The 14,800-nt window shown below is 62.7% G+C and carries 16 protein-coding genes; 9 read left to right on the top strand and 7 right to left on the bottom strand.

The annotated features are described in order from the left end of the window. The first annotated feature begins 160 nt into the window (after positions 1-160). A complete protein-coding gene (der, locus tag B9G99_RS09960; RefSeq protein ID WP_086622045.1) occupies positions 161-1,564 on the top strand; it encodes a ribosome biogenesis GTPase Der in 1,404 nt (467 codons plus the stop codon). Positions 1,565-1,668: 104 nt separating this feature from the next. Beyond that, entirely contained in the window at positions 1,669-2,388 is a 720-nt protein-coding gene (locus B9G99_RS09955; protein WP_086622044.1) for a hypothetical protein, read from the top strand. A 49-nt stretch (positions 2,389-2,437) separates the two neighbouring features. Here B9G99_RS09955 and B9G99_RS09950 read toward each other — a convergent pair whose 3' ends face one another. After that, the gene (locus tag B9G99_RS09950; protein ID WP_148663942.1) at positions 2,438-2,833 is read right to left on the bottom strand and encodes a hypothetical protein; all 396 of its coding nucleotides are present in this window, start codon (positions 2,831-2,833) and stop codon (positions 2,438-2,440) included. Positions 2,834-2,917: 84 nt separating this feature from the next. Then, on the bottom strand, positions 2,918-3,790 hold the full coding sequence (locus tag B9G99_RS09945) for an ATP-binding protein (RefSeq protein WP_086622042.1): 873 nt from the start codon (positions 3,788-3,790) through the stop codon (positions 2,918-2,920). A 114-nt stretch (positions 3,791-3,904) separates the two neighbouring features. On the opposite strand from B9G99_RS09945, the gene B9G99_RS09940 reads away from it, so the two are divergent. Then, the gene (locus B9G99_RS09940) at positions 3,905-4,696 is read left to right on the top strand and encodes a M48 family metallopeptidase (RefSeq protein WP_086622041.1); all 792 of its coding nucleotides are present in this window, start codon (positions 3,905-3,907) and stop codon (positions 4,694-4,696) included. A 15-nt stretch (positions 4,697-4,711) separates the two neighbouring features. Here the strand turns inward: B9G99_RS09940 and aroE are convergent, their stop codons facing one another. From aroE to B9G99_RS09915, 5 genes are all read right to left on the bottom strand, one after another. Continuing rightward, entirely contained in the window at positions 4,712-5,533 is an 822-nt protein-coding gene (gene aroE / locus B9G99_RS09935; RefSeq protein WP_086622040.1) for a shikimate dehydrogenase, read from the bottom strand. Then, positions 5,530-6,456 (bottom strand): oxygen-dependent coproporphyrinogen oxidase, encoded by a 927-nt coding sequence (gene hemF, locus B9G99_RS09930; RefSeq protein ID WP_086622039.1) that lies wholly within the window; start codon positions 6,454-6,456, stop codon positions 5,530-5,532. The genes aroE and hemF overlap by 4 nt, the downstream gene beginning before the upstream one ends. A gap of 64 nt (positions 6,457-6,520) precedes the next feature. Beyond that, positions 6,521-7,096, bottom strand: a complete 576-nt coding sequence (gene tsaC / locus B9G99_RS09925; RefSeq protein WP_227875777.1) for an L-threonylcarbamoyladenylate synthase type 1 TsaC — start codon at positions 7,094-7,096, stop codon at positions 6,521-6,523. A gap of 42 nt (positions 7,097-7,138) precedes the next feature. Further along, positions 7,139-8,278: a DNA-processing protein DprA gene (gene dprA, locus B9G99_RS09920; RefSeq protein WP_227875776.1), complete on the bottom strand. Its 1,140-nt coding sequence runs from the start codon at positions 8,276-8,278 to the stop codon at positions 7,139-7,141. A 1-nt stretch (position 8,279) separates the two neighbouring features. Beyond that, on the bottom strand, positions 8,280-9,086 hold the full coding sequence (locus tag B9G99_RS09915) for a hypothetical protein (protein ID WP_158521483.1): 807 nt from the start codon (positions 9,084-9,086) through the stop codon (positions 8,280-8,282). Positions 9,087-9,320: 234 nt separating this feature from the next. On the opposite strand from B9G99_RS09915, the gene def reads away from it, so the two are divergent. The 6 genes from def (at position 9,321) to trkA (ending at position 14,788) form a co-directional block, all read left to right on the top strand. Beyond that, positions 9,321-9,827 (top strand): peptide deformylase, encoded by a 507-nt coding sequence (gene def, locus B9G99_RS09910; RefSeq protein ID WP_086622037.1) that lies wholly within the window; start codon positions 9,321-9,323, stop codon positions 9,825-9,827. An 86-nt stretch (positions 9,828-9,913) separates the two neighbouring features. After that, entirely contained in the window at positions 9,914-10,879 is a 966-nt protein-coding gene (fmt, locus tag B9G99_RS09905; RefSeq protein WP_086622036.1) for a methionyl-tRNA formyltransferase, read from the top strand. Next, positions 10,876-12,213 carry a 16S rRNA (cytosine(967)-C(5))-methyltransferase RsmB gene (rsmB, locus tag B9G99_RS09900; RefSeq protein ID WP_086622035.1) on the top strand — a complete coding sequence of 446 codons (1,338 nt, stop codon included), beginning with the start codon at positions 10,876-10,878 and terminating at the stop codon, positions 12,211-12,213. Before fmt ends, rsmB begins: the two co-directional genes overlap by 4 nt. A 111-nt stretch (positions 12,214-12,324) precedes the next feature. After that, positions 12,325-13,032 carry a nicotinamidase gene (locus B9G99_RS09895; RefSeq protein ID WP_227875775.1) on the top strand — a complete coding sequence of 236 codons (708 nt, stop codon included), beginning with the start codon at positions 12,325-12,327 and terminating at the stop codon, positions 13,030-13,032. A 33-nt stretch (positions 13,033-13,065) separates the two neighbouring features. Beyond that, complete coding sequence (locus B9G99_RS09890) at positions 13,066-13,272, top strand: dodecin (RefSeq protein ID WP_086622033.1); 207 nt, start codon at positions 13,066-13,068, stop codon at positions 13,270-13,272. A gap of 133 nt (positions 13,273-13,405) precedes the next feature. Next, positions 13,406-14,788 carry a Trk system potassium transporter TrkA gene (gene trkA, locus B9G99_RS09885; protein WP_257789371.1) on the top strand — a complete coding sequence of 461 codons (1,383 nt, stop codon included), beginning with the start codon at positions 13,406-13,408 and terminating at the stop codon, positions 14,786-14,788. Positions 14,789-14,800: the final 12 nt, after the last annotated feature.

Below are 14,800 nucleotides of genomic sequence, written 5' to 3'. Positions count from 1 at the left end.
AACCGGAAGGCCCGTTCGTTTATCTCCCATCCTGACCGGGCGTTTTACACATTTCGAATACCGACGTCTTTCGGGTTAGAATGGCCCGATCAGGACGGACGGTATCCGCGCTGTCCCCCATTAAGCCGACAGCCCGCTCCCTCTATTGTGCAGGACCCTCATGAATCCCGTTATCGCACTTGTCGGCCGACCCAATGTCGGCAAATCCACGCTATTCAATCGGCTGACGCGCTCGCGTGATGCCATCGTCGCAGACTTCCCCGGTCTGACCCGAGATCGCCATTATGGCAACGGCCAGCTGGGCGACAAGCCCTACACGGTCATTGATACCGGCGGTATCAGCGGTGACGAGATGGGCATCGATGCGGCCATGGCGGAGCAGTCGTTGCTGGCCATCGATGAAGCCGACATCGTCTTTTTCATGGTCGATGCTCGCGCAGGGGTCATGCCGGCCGATGAGGCCATCGCCAACCATCTGCGCATCAACCAGAAAAAGACCTGGCTTGTGGTCAACAAAAGCGATGGCCTTCAGGAAGAGATTGCCACGGCTGACTTCTGGGCGCTGGGTCTGGGAGATCCGCATGCGATCGCCGCCGCTCACGGACGTAACGTCACAACCCTGATCGAGCATGTGCTCGAGCCCTTCCCCGAGGTCAGTGAGGAGACGCACCCGGACCTGATCGCCAACGGCATTCGTATCGGCGTGGTCGGACGTCCCAACGTGGGCAAGTCCACCCTGGTCAACCGGCTTCTGGGCGAGGAGCGTGTGGTGGTCTTCGATGAGGCCGGCACCACCCGTGATGCCATCGAAATTCCCTTCGAGCGCCGCGGCCAGCCTTACGTACTGATCGACACGGCCGGCGTGCGTCGCCGCAAGAATATCAGCCTTGCCGCCGAAAAGTTTTCGATCATCAAGACGCTGGATGCCATCAAGGAGTGCAACGTCGCCATCGTGGTGCTTGATGCCCGTACCGGTCTGGTCGAGCAGGACCTGCACCTGCTGGATTACGTCCTGACCACCGGGCGTGCGCTGGTGCTGGCGGTCAACAAATGGGACGGTCTCGAACAGGAAGCTCGTGAGAAGATGCGCGCCGACATCAAACGGCGCCTGGGCTTTGCCGACTACGCCGACCTGCACTTCATCTCGGCGCTTCACGGTACGGCGGTGGGAGATCTCTACCCTTCCATCGAGCGCGCCTTTGCCTCTGCCACGGCGCGCTGGTCCACCAACCGTCTGACAACGCTTTTGCAGGATGCGGTCAGCGAGCATCAGCCACCGCTGGTCAACGGTCGTCGCATCAAGCTGCGCATGGCGCATCAGGGGGGCGCCAATCCGCCGCTGATCGTGGTGCACGGCAATCAGACCAATGCCCTGCCCGATGCCTACAAGCGCTTTTTGATCAACACCTTCCGCAAGGTGCTCAAGGTCAAGGGCACCCCCATCCGGTTTGAATTCCGCTCGGGCGATAATCCCTACGACAAGAACAGCGGCGACAGCGACCGGGAAAAGGCCAAGGCCCGTCAGCTTGCGCGCACCAAGGAAGCTCGCAAGAACCGGCGCTAAAGGCTGTCAGTCCTTTTTCGTGATGACCTGGTATGACATCGCGCTCGATCTAGGTCAGACTTGCATCAGGAAGCGTTCATTCAACGCCTTCGTGATGGGAGTTCATGATGAGACTGGGGAAGTATCGATATCGCCCGGCACTGCTGATGGCGGCCACGTTGTCATTGGCCGGCTGCTTGGCACTGCCGCAGGCCAGCTTCATGCTGGGGCGGCTGGCGCTTGAGTCGATGGGCGTGGAAAACGTTCGCATTGGTCGCTGGGCGGTGCCTGTCGATGCCCTGACGCTGGAACCCATGGCACTGGCCCGGGCAGGACTTGATATGGCCGGCATGCCGGTCAGCCTGGAGCTGCCCCTGTCGCTGACGCCACCGGACGGCGCGCCCGATATCGACCTGGCCGGTTATGCCTGGCAACTGGTGGTCCCGGGCGCTGAGCCGGCCAGCGGCGACGTGGATGCCGCTGTTGCCCTTCGCGGCGGCGAGCCGGCGACGCTACGCCTGCCGGTGAACCTTTTCCCGGCAACGACCGAACGGGAAGGCACCACCTATAATCAAAAGCTTCTGGCGCTGGCACAGCAACTGGCCCACCGCGAGCAGCTTCCCCCCGGCAGTACCCTGTCATTGACGCCGCGACTGGACAGCGACATGGCCCGGTTGATACCGGCACCGACCATCACGCTGGATATTTCGGGCCCCTCGGAGCAGCACAGTGCACCCGGGCTGCCAACATCTTCGGACCCAATGCCCCGGGACGCCCCGACGCCAGCCTCCGAGCCATTGCCAGCCCCTCCAGCTTCAGAACGCCCCGAAGCCTCCGGCGCATGAAAAAACCGGCGCGCAGGCGCCGGTCTTGATGTTCGTGCTCAGGTCAGACTCATTCGATGGCGCTGATGGTCCCCTCACCGACCACCTCGCCATCAAGAAGCCATTCGATGTTCTGATCATCCAGCATGCGGATCTGATAGCAGGTTGTGTCACCGCTGCCGTAATCAAGACACATTTGATCGCCCTTGATCGTGGACTGACCGGTGTAATCTTCACCTTCAATGGTGCCATCGACCCGGTAGGCCTCGCTGTATTGGCTGCCGTCTGCCATGGCACCAGTCACGCGATGGCCCATCACCCTGTCTCGAATGGCACTACCGGAGAGGCGCTCGCCCTGAGTCGAGGCACTCTGCGCGCCATTGTGCTGCTCAGCCGAATCCGCCATGACCGGTGCCGTGGTCATGCCCATCAGCAGAACCATCATCGCTGCTGTCATTGTTTTCATTGTGTCACTCCCTGTGATTGAAAACCGAGTATGGCATCGATTACCGCATCAACGACGTTAGTACCCGAGGCTTTCAGCCCGGATTTAGCCGGGCGTGTCATTGGCAACGAGGGATTCGCGCCCGGTCCAGCTGATGGCAAACTGCCACGCTGCACGACCACTGCGCACACCACGGGCCAGCGCAAACCGACGTGCCTCGGCCTCGGCCGCCTCATCAAACTGCCCACCCAGGTGCGCTACCCAGTGCGCGCAGGTTCTCAGATAGGTGTCCTGGTCGAAGGGATAGAATGACAGCCACAACCCGAAACGATCCGATAGCGAAATCTTTTCCTCAACGGCGTCGCCGTGATGGATCTCACCGCCCACGACCTGCGTGTCGTTGTTGTCGGCCATGCTTTCCGGCAACAGGTGGCGCCGATTGGAGGTGGCATAGAGCAACACGTTGTCCGGCGGGCCGGTCAGGGTGCCATCCAGTACGCTCTTGAGCGCCTTGTAGGCGTCATCGCTGCCTTCAAAGGAGAGATCGTCACAGTAGACGACAAAGCGATAATCACTGCCCTTGAGCGTCTGTACCAGGGCCGGCAGCCCGACCAGATCATGACGGTCGACCTGAATCAGGCGCAGCCCTTCGTCTGCCAAATCATTGATCAGTGCCCGGATCAGCGACGATTTGCCGGTCCCTCGTGCGCCCCACAGCAGCGCATGATTGGCCGGGCGCCCGCGCAGAAAGGTTCGTGTGTTCTCCACCAGCGCCTTTTTCTGGGTCTCGATACCGATCAGCTCATCGACGCTGACGCTATCACGCGGCTGAACCGGCGTCAGACGTCCACCCAGCGCATGACGCTGCCAGATTGCGGCAATATCACGCGACCAGTCGATGGGGGCCTGCTCGGGAGGCAACAGGGGTTCCAGCCGATCCAGCAGATTCAAAAGGCGTGTGCTCAACTGCTCATTCATGTATGGCTCCGCATCAGGTTATGCTGTCATGTGACATGATCCCGCTATCCTGACGTGCCCCTTTGGCATGCGTCCAGTCGGGTCCCTCGAATCCTTACAGGAGTTTTGCCGTTCATGATGCGCAAGACCATGCTGGGTGCACTGACTCTGAGTCTTGGCCTGAGTGCCTGCACCACCTCACCGCTGGGACGCTCCCAGCTGTCGCTGTTTGACAGCAGCGAGATTGACCAGCAGGGCCAGAAGGCCTTTGAAGAGTATCGCCAGAGCCACAAGCAGGCCACCGGCCGTGATGGTCGCTATGTCAGCTGTATTGCCAACGCCATTATCGACACGTTGCCCGAGGGAGAAGGCCCATCGAAATGGACCGTCGGCGTCTATCAGGATGATGAGCCCAACGCCTTTGCCCTGCCGGGTGGCTACGTCGTCATCAATACCGGATTGATGAGCGTGGCAAAAAACCAGGACCAGATTGCCACGGTAGTCGGCCACGAGATGGCCCACGTGCTGGCCCATCACGCCAACGAACGCAGCTCGACCCAGTCGTTGACCAGTACCGGGCTGGGCGTGGTGCAGTCCGTGACCGGTAACAATGCACTGGCACAGCTTCTGGGCGCCGGTGCCCAGTACGGGGTCCTGCTGCCCTACTCGCGCCGCCAGGAAAGTGAAGCCGACCTGCTGGGTCTGGATTTAATGGCACGAGCGGGCTTTGATCCGCGGGCCAGCATCGCGCTGTGGCAGAACATGTCCGCCGCCTCCAAGGGCGGGCCGCCGACCTGGGCCTCGACCCACCCCAACGACGGTGAGCGTAGCAAGGCCCTTGAAGGCCGCATGCAAAGTGCGATCAAACTCTCCGAGCAGGCACATGCGGCAGGTCATGATCCGAACTGTGGCAGTATCAGCTCCTGATGCCGGCCGGGCCGATCAGCGAAGATCGGCCCGCATCGCTTCCAGTATCGGCGTGGTATCAGGGCGCGTACCACGCCACTGATACCAGGCTTCAGCCGCCTGACCTACCAGCATGCCCAGCCCATCGGCGCAGCGCACGCCGTGGGTATGGGCCCATTCAAGAAAGACGGTGAGCGCTGCGCCATACATCATGTCGTAAGCCAGCGCCTGCTCATTGAAAAGCGTTTCGGGCAGCGGCGGCAGGTCACCGGATAGACTGGCGCTGGTAGCATTGATGACCAGATCAAAACGCCCTTCGATGTCTTCGAACCCACAGCCACGAATCTGACCGTATGCCTTGAACAACTCGGCAAGCCCGATGGCCTTTTCCACCGTTCGATTGGCCACCACAAGCTCCGACGGCCCGACTTCAAGCAAGGGCTTGAGCACGCCGCGTACGGCACCACCTGCACCGAGCATCAGAATACGCGCACCGATCAGAGGCGCTCCGAGCCGCTCAAGATCCAGCAGCAATCCGGCGCCATCGGTGTTATCACCGACCACCTCACCGCTGTCACTGACGACCAGCGTATTGACGGCGCCGGCCTGTCTGGCCCGCTCACTCAACCGATCCGCCAGCGCGATCGCCTGCTCCTTGAAGGGAACGGTGACATTGGCTCCACGCCCGCCTTCCTCCAGGAAAGCATGCCAGTGGCCGGACAAATCATCGACCGGTGCCAGACGCGTTTCATAGCGCACCGGATCCTGTAACTGCTCGGCAAAGCCTGAATGAATCTGAGGGGATTTCGAATGCGCGATGGGATTGCCAAACACGGCGTACAGGGGAAGGTCGGTCATCGCTGATCAGCCTCCTCGAGCCATTCGCGCGGATGCAGGTAGTGCGCATAAAGCTCGGCCTCGGGAGAGCCCTCTTCGGGCTGATATTGATAGGCCCAGTGGGCCACCGGTGGCATCGACATCAGAATCGACTCGGTGCGCCCGCCACTTTGCAGCCCGAACAGTGTGCCGCGGTCATAGACCAGGTTGAACTCGACATAGCGACCGCGGCGGTAGTTCTGGAAATCTCGCTCCCGCTCGCCATAGGGTGTCTCGCGGCGTTTTTCGACAATCGGCAGATAGGCCGGCACAAACGCCTCGGCAATGGCCTGCTGGAAGGCAAAGCTCTGCTCGAAGCCCTCTTCGTTGATGTCATCAAAGAAAAGACCGCCCACACCGCGGGTTTCATCGCGATGCTTGAGATAAAAGTACTCGTCGCACCAGCGCTTGCAGCGGGGATAGACGTCATCACCGAAGGGCGCACAGGCCTCGCGGGCAGTGCGATGCCAGTGGATGACATCTTCGAGCACCGGATAATACGGCGTCAGATCAATCCCGCCGCCAAACCACCAGACCGGCGCCTCCCCTTCCTTTTCGGCGATAAAAAAGCGCACGTTGCCGTGTGTCGTCGGCAGGTGCGGATTACGCGGATGCATGACCCAGGAGACGCCGACGGCGTGAAAGCTGCGTCCGGCCAGCTCCGGGCGAGCAGCGGACGCCGAAGGCGGCAGATTTTCCCCGAAGACGTGCGAGAAGTTGACCCCGCCCTTTTCGAACACGGCCCCCTCGGTGATCACGCGGGAGCGGCCGCCACCGCCATCGTCGCGTGTCCAGGCATCTTCCACAAAATCAGCATGACCGTCGGCCTGGGCCAGCGACTGACAAAGCCGATCCTGAAAGTCCAGCAGATAGCGTTTCACCCTTTCGAGATAGGCATGTGACACGATGTCTCTCCAGCAGGGTCATGGCCGTTCCCGGCCATGACTAACGTTTAAGTCGGCGGCAAGGCTAGTCGCGCAGCACGTCGTTGGTCAGCAGATCGCGGATTTCGCTGGGACGCGTTCGTCCACCCAGCGGCCCATCCACCACGAACACCCGATCGTCGAACACCTGCCTGATGTCTTCGGCACTCAGGCAGGGCGCTTCGCTGGCCCGGTTGGCCGAACTTGATATCAGCGGCCCGCCGAAGGCCTCGCACAGTGCGCGAACCAGCGGGTGATCGCTGACCCGCAGGGCAACGCTTGAATGGGCACCACGTACCAATGGGTGCGAACGACCGTTATCCGGCACCAACCAGCTCACCGGGCCGGGCCAGCGGGACACCAGCCGAGCACGCTGGGTGTCGTCGAGCCCGACAAGCCAGGGCTCGAACTGCTCGATGCCTGATGCAATCAGAATCAATCCCTTGGCCGGGTCGCGTACCTTGAGTGCCAGAAGACGCTCAAGCGCGTCGGTATTATCGGGATCACAGCCCAGCCCCCAGACGGCTTCCGTCGGGTACGCGACAACGCCACCGGCGCGCAGATGCGCCGCGGCGTCCTCAAGCATCGGCTGGGCGAGAGAAGAGTCAAAATGTGAAGACATGCTGCGTAAATACCCTTGCCCCAGTCAGACAGGCAGTGTATCTCATGCCAGCCTGCGTACCCAGCCACCGGCGACCTGTGCGGCCCAGCCGTCAAGCTCCAGCATGAGCAGACGCGACTGTAGCGTCGTGACCGACTCGCCCGTACGCTCGATCAGAACGTCAACCGGCACGGGCGTCTCTTCAAGTGACTGCCAAAGCGGGTCTTCCGGGCACCGGACCTGTGCAGCGTTTGATACGCCCGTCTCGTGGGCAGAAGCATGGGAGGGTTCATCCTCGGACGTTGGCAGTGCGACGCCCCACTGCCGCTCGGGCAGCTCCTGCAGGATCTCTTCCAGAGAGGTCACCAGCCGGGCACCTTCACGAATCAGCCACAGACAGCCACGCGCCTGCGGGTTGTGCAGCGAACCCGGCAGGGCAAACACTTCCCGGTTCTGCTCCATGGCAAGCCTTGCGCTGACCAGCGAACCACTGGCCATGGCCGCCTCGACCACCAGCACGCCCAGCGACAGGCCGGTAATGATTCGATTGCGGCGGGGAAAATGCTGTGGATGGGCCCGGGTGCCCGGCGGATGTTCCGAGAGCAAAAGCCCGCCCTGATCCAGCAGTTGCTGTCGCAGGCGGGCATGCGTTCGCGGGTAGAGCACATCGACCCCGCAACCCAGCACCGCAACGGTCGCACCGCGTGCCTCCAGCGCACCGTGATGGGCGCAGCCATCCACCCCAAGCGCCAGACCGCTGATGACGCTATAGCCGGCCCCAACCATGCCCCGCGCAAATCGCCAGGCATTGTCCTGCCCTTCACGCGTCGGCCGACGCGTCCCCACGATGGCCAGCGCCGGCAGGGACAGTGCCTCAAGCGCGCCCCAGGCCCAGAGCGCCGGCGGCGGGTCAGGCAGTTCCTCAAGCATGGCCGGCCAGGCGGGATGGTCCGGCGTCAGCAGGTGATGCTGCGGGCCCTGATCAAGCCACGCCATCGCAGCATTGACCCGAGCATGCAGAGGTCCCTGCCCGGGCATTTGCAGATAGTGGCGCATGAGCTGCGCGGCTTCCGAGGGCAGGCGAGCCAGCCAGCCTTCTGGCCAGTCGGGAGCAGCCTGTCGAAGGGCCTGAAGACGCCGCGCACCCACACGGGGCAGCATCGACAGCGCCAGCCACTCATGAGACATCGCAGGCTGGGTCATCTCAGTCATCCAGTGTCGCCTCCACACGATCACCCGTGGCCATGGGCAACCCGGCCCGGGTCACCAGCGCCAGACTGGTCTGCTCGAACGTGCGAACGATCATCAACTCGCCCAGCACGCCGCCATCAAGTGCCAGCAACCCGCCGGTCACCGGATCAGAAACCTCCTCGGGCTCGCCCTGAACGCGAAGGCGCATGCCGGGTGTGACCTGGTGACGCCCCAGATCGATCACCACAATGTCGCGAAGTCCCACGATACGCCCGGCACCGGGCCGATCAAGAATCTGTCCCCGAGTGCCGGCCGGGGCAGTCAAGGGCACCAGCTGCCTCGGCGGCGTCCAGTCATCGAGCGCCATGAGCTGTGCACCGGCACTGACTTCGCGGGGACTTTTCTCAACGGTCAGCGTGGAAAGTGGTGCGCCCTGGCGTTCAAGCCGCGCCACGCCCTGACGAATCATGACCTGTCCCAGTACGCGGCCCTGATCGTCCTTTAAAAGCGTCCCCGGTGTGTAGAGCCCGAAACGCTGTCCCGGGCGGCCCTGTACGTATCGCGCCACAATCTGATCGCCGGCACCGCTGATCAGCCGCCCTTCGCTGCCGCTGACCACATAGGCCTGCGGCATCGGCGTGCCCGCCTCGATCACGCGATAGTTCATCAACGACGGTACCCTGGCCGACAGATCCACGGGATCATGCTGGGCTTCCAGCGGCAAAAAGCGCACCCGGGGCGACAGGGTCACCGCACCGCCCTGATCATATGGCGGGGCAGCACTGGCCGCGTCGCACAGGCCCATCGCTAAAGCCAGCATGGCACTCATCAGTGCCCTATAGTGCCCTGGAGGCCTGTTGCGGCCGCCGGAGAAGCTCATCCCCTGCCGTTTCATGTCATCTTCGCCCTGCTGTCGGTTCCGTTGCCAACGCCTGCGCACTACAATAGGCACCATACGGAGTGAATCCATTCATGCATTTACGGCCGTCATCCCGGCTTTCTTGACCCAGTGGTCCCGGAGCCTGGTGGTGGCGACCCCACGACAGATACGAACATGGCTCTACTGACAATTCTCGAATATCCCGATGATCGCCTGCGCACCGTTGCCCAGCCCGTAGACCAGGTCGACGATGACGTACGACGCCTGATCGATGACATGTTTGAAACCATGTACGACGCCCCGGGGATCGGTCTGGCCGCCACGCAGGTCGATGTACATCGCCGCGTGATCGTGATGGATGTCAGCGAAGAGAAAAATCAGCCGCTGGCGCTGGTCAATCCGGAAGTGACCCTGCTGGGCGATGAGCGCGAGCCGCTGCAGGAAGGCTGCCTGTCGATTCCGGAGTATTACGCCGAAGTGCCGCGCGCCCTGCGGGTGCATCTCAAGGCGCAGGATCGCAACGGCAAGCCCTATGAGCTGGAAGCCGATGGCCTGCTGGCCCACTGTATCCAGCACGAAGCGGATCATCTCGAAGGGGTGCTGTTCGTCGACTACCTCTCTCCGCTCAAGCGCGACCGGGTCAAAAAGAAGATGCTCAAGCGCCAGAAGACCGCGTCCTGATCCCATCTTCGCCACTGCCCGCCTGACCACCCATCACCTTTATCGGCGCCCCCCTCAGGGGCGCTGACGTCTTTCAGGACCACGCCATGCCCAGCCCGCTTCGCATCGCCTTTGCCGGCACACCGGACTTTGCCGCCGAACACCTTCGTGCCCTGCTCGACAGCCCTCACAACGTCGTCTGCGTCTATACCCAGCCCGACCGACCGGCCGGACGTGGCCGTCGCCTGACCCCGTCACCGGTCAAGGCGCTGGCGCTGGAGCACGGTCTGCCCGTCCATCAGCCTGAGAGATTGAAAACGCCGGAGACCCACGCAGCGCTGATCGAGGCCGACATCGATGTGCTGGTCGTGGTGGCCTACGGGCTGATCCTGCCACGCGCCGTCCTCGACATTCCGCGCATGGGCGCCATTAACGTCCATGCCTCCCTGCTGCCGCGCTGGCGCGGTGCCGCACCGATCCAGCGCGCCATCGAGGCAGGCGATCCTGAAAGCGGGGTAACCATCATGGCCATGGATGAAGGGCTGGATACCGGCGACATGCTGCTGACCGCTCGTCTCCCGATCGAGGACACCACCACGGCCGCCGGGCTGCATGACCAGCTGGCCGAGATCGGCACCAGAGCCCTGGTCGAAGCCCTTGATCGCATGAGTGATCAGCAGCTGACCGCCACACCTCAGCCTGACGAGGGCGTCACCTACGCCGCCAAGCTGAGCAAGGCGGAAGCCCGACTGGATTTCAGCCAGAGTGCGACGGTGCTTGCGCAGCGCGTTCGAGCCTTCAATCCCTTTCCTGTCGCCTGGACCACACTGGGTGGCGACACGCTGCGCCTGTGGCACGCCGAGGCGCGCGTGGCGCAGGGCAGTGAGCGCGAGGCCGTCCCGGGTCAGCTGCTCGACGGTCCCTCGGATGCGCTTCATGTGGCCTGTGGCGAAGGGGTTTTGCACATCACTCATGCCCAGCTGCCGGGCGGCAAAATGCTCTCGGCCCATGAACTTCTCAACAGCCGGCGCGATCAGTTCGTGGCCGGGACGGTGCTGGGAGCCGATCAATGAACCGCCCGCGCACTCAAAAATCCAAACGCACCATGGGCGTGCGTGCCCATGCGGCCCTGACACTGGCGCCGGTACTAAACCAGCGCGGCGCGCTGACCAGTGACGTACCCGAAGGGGTGGCCCCGAGGGATCAGGGCCTTTATCGAGCGCTGTGCTTTGGCGTCTGTCGTGCCCTGCCCCAGCTCGAGGCCGTGGCCGCCAGGCTTTTGAAGTCACCGTTTAAACAGCGTGATCAGGACATTCACGCCCTGCTGCTGATCGGTCTGTATCAGCTCTATCACATGCGCATTCCAACCCACGCGGCCGTGGGAGAAACGGCCGGCGGCGCCCGCGAACTGAAGAAGGAGTGGGCCACCCGGGTCATCAACGGCTGTCTGCGCCGCGCTGACCGCGAGCGCGAGACGCTTTTGGCCGAAGTTGAAAAGACTCCGTCGGTGGCCCACTGGCACCCGCAGTGGCTGCTGGATCGGCTCGAGAAAGCCTGGCCGGAACAGTGGCAGGACATTACGGCGGCCAACAACGTGCCCGGCCCGATGACGCTGCGCGTCAATCGCCGCCATCAATCCCGGGAGGCGTGGCTCGAACGGCTGGAAGGCGCCGGCCTTGCCGCCCGAAAATGCGCCTTCAGCAACGACGGTCTGACGCTGGAGACGCCCTGCGATGTCGAACAGCTGCCGGGCTTTCAAAACGGCGACGTCAGCGTCCAGGATGAAGCCGCCCAGCTGGCCGCCGGCCTGCTGCTTGACGGTCTCGAAACGCACTCAACGCCGCTGCGCCTGCTGGATGCCTGTAGCGCCCCGGGCGGCAAGAGCGCCCACCTGCTGGAGTGCGCTCCCGAGAGTGCGCTGACTGCTCTGGACAGCGACCTCAACCGTCTTGAGCGTGTCCGCGAGACGCTGGCACGCCTGAAGCTCTCGGCCACGCTGGTGGCCACCGATGCAACTGAAGATGAGTGGTGGGACAGTGTGCCCTTCGATGGCATTTTGCTGGACGCCCCCTGCTCGGGCACCGGCGTCATTCGTCGTCACCCCGACATCAAGGCGCTGCGCCGGGAAGAAGACATCATTGAGCTGACCGCGCTGCAGGCCCGCCTGCTGGACGCCCAGTGGCAGCGTCTGGCCCCCGGCGGCCGGCTGCTCTACGCTACTTGCTCGGTGCTGCCGGAAGAAAACGCCGAGCAGATCACGGCCTTTCTGGCCCGTACCGCGGATGCCCGCACACGGCCGATCTCGGCCGACTGGGGGCAAAGTGCTGGTGACGGCCGCCAGCTAATGCCGACACCTGACGGTCATGACGGCTTTTTCTATGCCCTGCTGGAAAAAGTCGCCGACTGACACCCCTTTGTGATGCGCACCGGCAACAACCTTTCACATGCCGGTGCTTGTCAGATGGGCAGGGGCCTTCGATACTGAAGATCATTCTGATTGCCGGACACTCGAGCGCGCATGGCCTACTCACCTCGTGGCTACTCACACACCGAACCCGATATGCCCGGGACGCGACCACCGATCGACCAGCGAGCGCTGATCGTGGTGGATATGCAGGGTGATTTCATGCCCGGCGGCCCTCTGGCCTGCGCCCGAGGCCACGAGATCATCGAGGGTATTCAGGAGGCCATGTCCAGCGGTGAGTATGGCCATATCGTGGCCACTCAGGACTGGCACCCGGCCGGCCACATCTCCTTTGCCAGCAGTCACGGCCATCATCAGCCCTTCGAGGTGATCGAGCTTTACGGCGAGCCGCAAACCCTCTGGCCGGATCACTGCGTGCGCGCTACCAGCGGCGCCGTGCTGGACACGCGGCTGGACTGGTCACTGGCGAACATTATCATTCGCAAGGGTAGCGATCCGCGCGTGGACAGCTATAGTGCCTTTCGTGACAACCTGGGCCCGAAAGGCACTCGCCCGTCCACGGGGCTTGCCGGCTGGCTTGAGGAGCGCGGCGTCACCGAAGTCTCCGTGTGTGGGCTGGCACGTGAGGTCTGCGTGCTCTGGACCGCCGAGGATGCCCTCGAGGCCGGCTTCACCACCCGTTTTCTCTGGCCGCTGACGCGTCCGGTGTCGTTTGACTCCGACACCGCCACGTATCGACGGCTGGAACACTGCGGTATCGCGATCGTCGATACCGCTTCCATGGACTCCCCTGAGGCCTGATGCCATCAGGGGCCACGTTAAAGGAAAAACACCATGAGCGATCACGTTTACAAGTCCGTTGAACTGACCGGCTCTTCCGAGACCAGCATCGAGGAAGCGGTTCAAAATGCCCTGACCAAGGCCAGCGAAAGCATTCAGAACATGCAGTGGTTCCAGGTCACCGAGACCCGCGGTCATATCGTCGATGGTGCTGTCGGCCACTGGCAGGTCAGCCTCAAGGTCGGCTTCACCCTCGAGTGATGCCTGTGCGGCAGCCGGCCTCTGGCTGCCGCTTTCAGATTTTCCCCATTGTGCCGCCTCCCCTACTGCCCTTTCCCTTGTCGCCGTTTGGTGCCAACATTCCCGCCATTGATCTTGCCCTGTCACCCTTCGGATCACCGTCATGAAAATCATCATTCTGGGCGCCGGCCAGGTAGGCGGCACGCTGGCCGAGCATCTGGCGCATGAAGACAACGACATTACCGTGGTGGATGTCGACAGCGTTCGTCTGCGCGACCTGAGCACGCGCCTTGACCTGCGAACCGTACAGGGTGTGTGCTCCTATCCGATGACCCTGAAGGAAGCCGGCGCCGAAGACGCCGACATGCTGATTGCCGTGACCAACTCCGACGAAGTCAACATGATGGCCTGTCAGGTGGCGCATACGCTGTTCAGTACGCCGACCAAGATTGCCCGAGTGCGTGCGACCCAGTATCTGACCAGCAAGGGGCTGTTTTCACAGGACGCCATTCCGATTGATGTCCTGATCAGTCCCGAACAGGTGGTCACCAATCACATTCGCCGTCTGATTGAATATCCCGGTGCCCTGCAGGTGCTCGATTTCGCCAATGGTCTGGCGCAGCTGGTGGCGGTCAAGGCCTATTACGGCGGCCCGCTGGTGGGTCAGGAGCTGGCCTTTCTGCGCCGTCACATGCCCAATGTCGACACTCGGGTGGCCGCCATCTATCGCCGCAACCGGCCGATCATGCCGCGCGGCAACACCGTCATCGAGGCCGATGATGAGGTCTTTTTCATTGCCGCGCGCAAGGACATTCGCACCGTCATGGGTGAGCTCAGACGCGTGGATCGAGGCTTTCGTCGGGTCATGATCGGCGGTGGCGGCAACATCGGCGAGCGTCTGGCCGAGACGCTCGAGCAGGACTATCAGGTCAAGATTCTCGAACAGAATCTGGAGCGCTGCACCCAGCTTTCGGAGAATTTAAAGCGCACCGTGGTGCTGCACGGCAGCGCCACCAGCAAGCGGCTGCTGCTGGAGGAGAACATCGAGGAGTGCGATATCTTCTGCGCGCTGACCAACGATGACGAGGTCAACGTGATGTCCTCGATGCTGGCCAAACGTTTGGGCGCCAAGAAAGTGCTGACCCTGATCAACAACCCGGCCTATGTGGACCTAGTCCAGGGCGGCGAGATCGACATCGCCATCTCACCGCAGCAGGCCACCATCGGCGGGCTCTTGACCCACGTACGCCGCGGCGACATCGTCAACGTGCACTCCCTGCGCCGCGGTGCTGCCGAGGCGATCGAGGCGATCGCCCACGGTGACTCGCGCTCCTCCCGCGTGGTCGGACGCACGATCGGCGAGGTCAAGCTGCCCGAGGGCGTCAGCATCGGTGCCATCGTGCGCGGGCGCGATGTCATGATCGCCCACCGAGACATCACCATTCAGACCGATGACCACGTCATTTTGTTTGTGGTCGACAAGCGCCGCCTCAAGGAGGTCGAGCGCCTCTTCCAGGTAGGCCTGAGCTTTTTCTGACGTCGCGCTCGC

Origin of the sequence: Kushneria konosiri, from assembly GCF_002155145.1 — a bacterium.
Classification (GTDB): Bacteria; Pseudomonadota; Gammaproteobacteria; order Pseudomonadales; family Halomonadaceae; genus Kushneria; species Kushneria konosiri.
The sequence above is the reverse complement of the archived record's forward strand: the minus strand, read 5'-3'. Positions and strand labels throughout refer to the sequence as shown.

Bases quoted from the DNA above. Each gene is read 5' to 3' on its own strand.
- der (WP_086622045.1), top strand. From the start codon at position 161: ATGAATCCCGTTATCGCACTTGTCGGCCGACCCAATGTCGGCAAATCC.
- B9G99_RS09955 (WP_086622044.1), top strand. From the start codon at position 1,669: ATGATGAGACTGGGGAAGTATCGATATCGCCCGGCACTGCTGATGGCG.
- B9G99_RS09950 (WP_148663942.1), bottom strand. From the start codon at position 2,833: ATGAAAACAATGACAGCAGCGATGATGGTTCTGCTGATGGGCATGACC.
- B9G99_RS09945 (WP_086622042.1), bottom strand. From the start codon at position 3,790: ATGAATGAGCAGTTGAGCACACGCCTTTTGAATCTGCTGGATCGGCTG.
- B9G99_RS09940 (WP_086622041.1), top strand. From the start codon at position 3,905: ATGATGCGCAAGACCATGCTGGGTGCACTGACTCTGAGTCTTGGCCTG.
- aroE (WP_086622040.1), bottom strand. From the start codon at position 5,533: ATGACCGACCTTCCCCTGTACGCCGTGTTTGGCAATCCCATCGCGCAT.
- tsaC (WP_227875777.1), bottom strand. From the start codon at position 7,096: ATGTCTTCACATTTTGACTCTTCTCTCGCCCAGCCGATGCTTGAGGAC.
- dprA (WP_227875776.1), bottom strand. From the start codon at position 8,278: ATGACCCAGCCTGCGATGTCTCATGAGTGGCTGGCGCTGTCGATGCTG.
- B9G99_RS09915 (WP_158521483.1), bottom strand. From the start codon at position 9,086: ATGCTGGCTTTAGCGATGGGCCTGTGCGACGCGGCCAGTGCTGCCCCG.
- def (WP_086622037.1), top strand. From the start codon at position 9,321: ATGGCTCTACTGACAATTCTCGAATATCCCGATGATCGCCTGCGCACC.
- fmt (WP_086622036.1), top strand. From the start codon at position 9,914: ATGCCCAGCCCGCTTCGCATCGCCTTTGCCGGCACACCGGACTTTGCC.
- rsmB (WP_086622035.1), top strand. From the start codon at position 10,876: ATGAACCGCCCGCGCACTCAAAAATCCAAACGCACCATGGGCGTGCGT.
- B9G99_RS09895 (WP_227875775.1), top strand. From the start codon at position 12,325: ATGGCCTACTCACCTCGTGGCTACTCACACACCGAACCCGATATGCCC.
- B9G99_RS09890 (WP_086622033.1), top strand. From the start codon at position 13,066: ATGAGCGATCACGTTTACAAGTCCGTTGAACTGACCGGCTCTTCCGAG.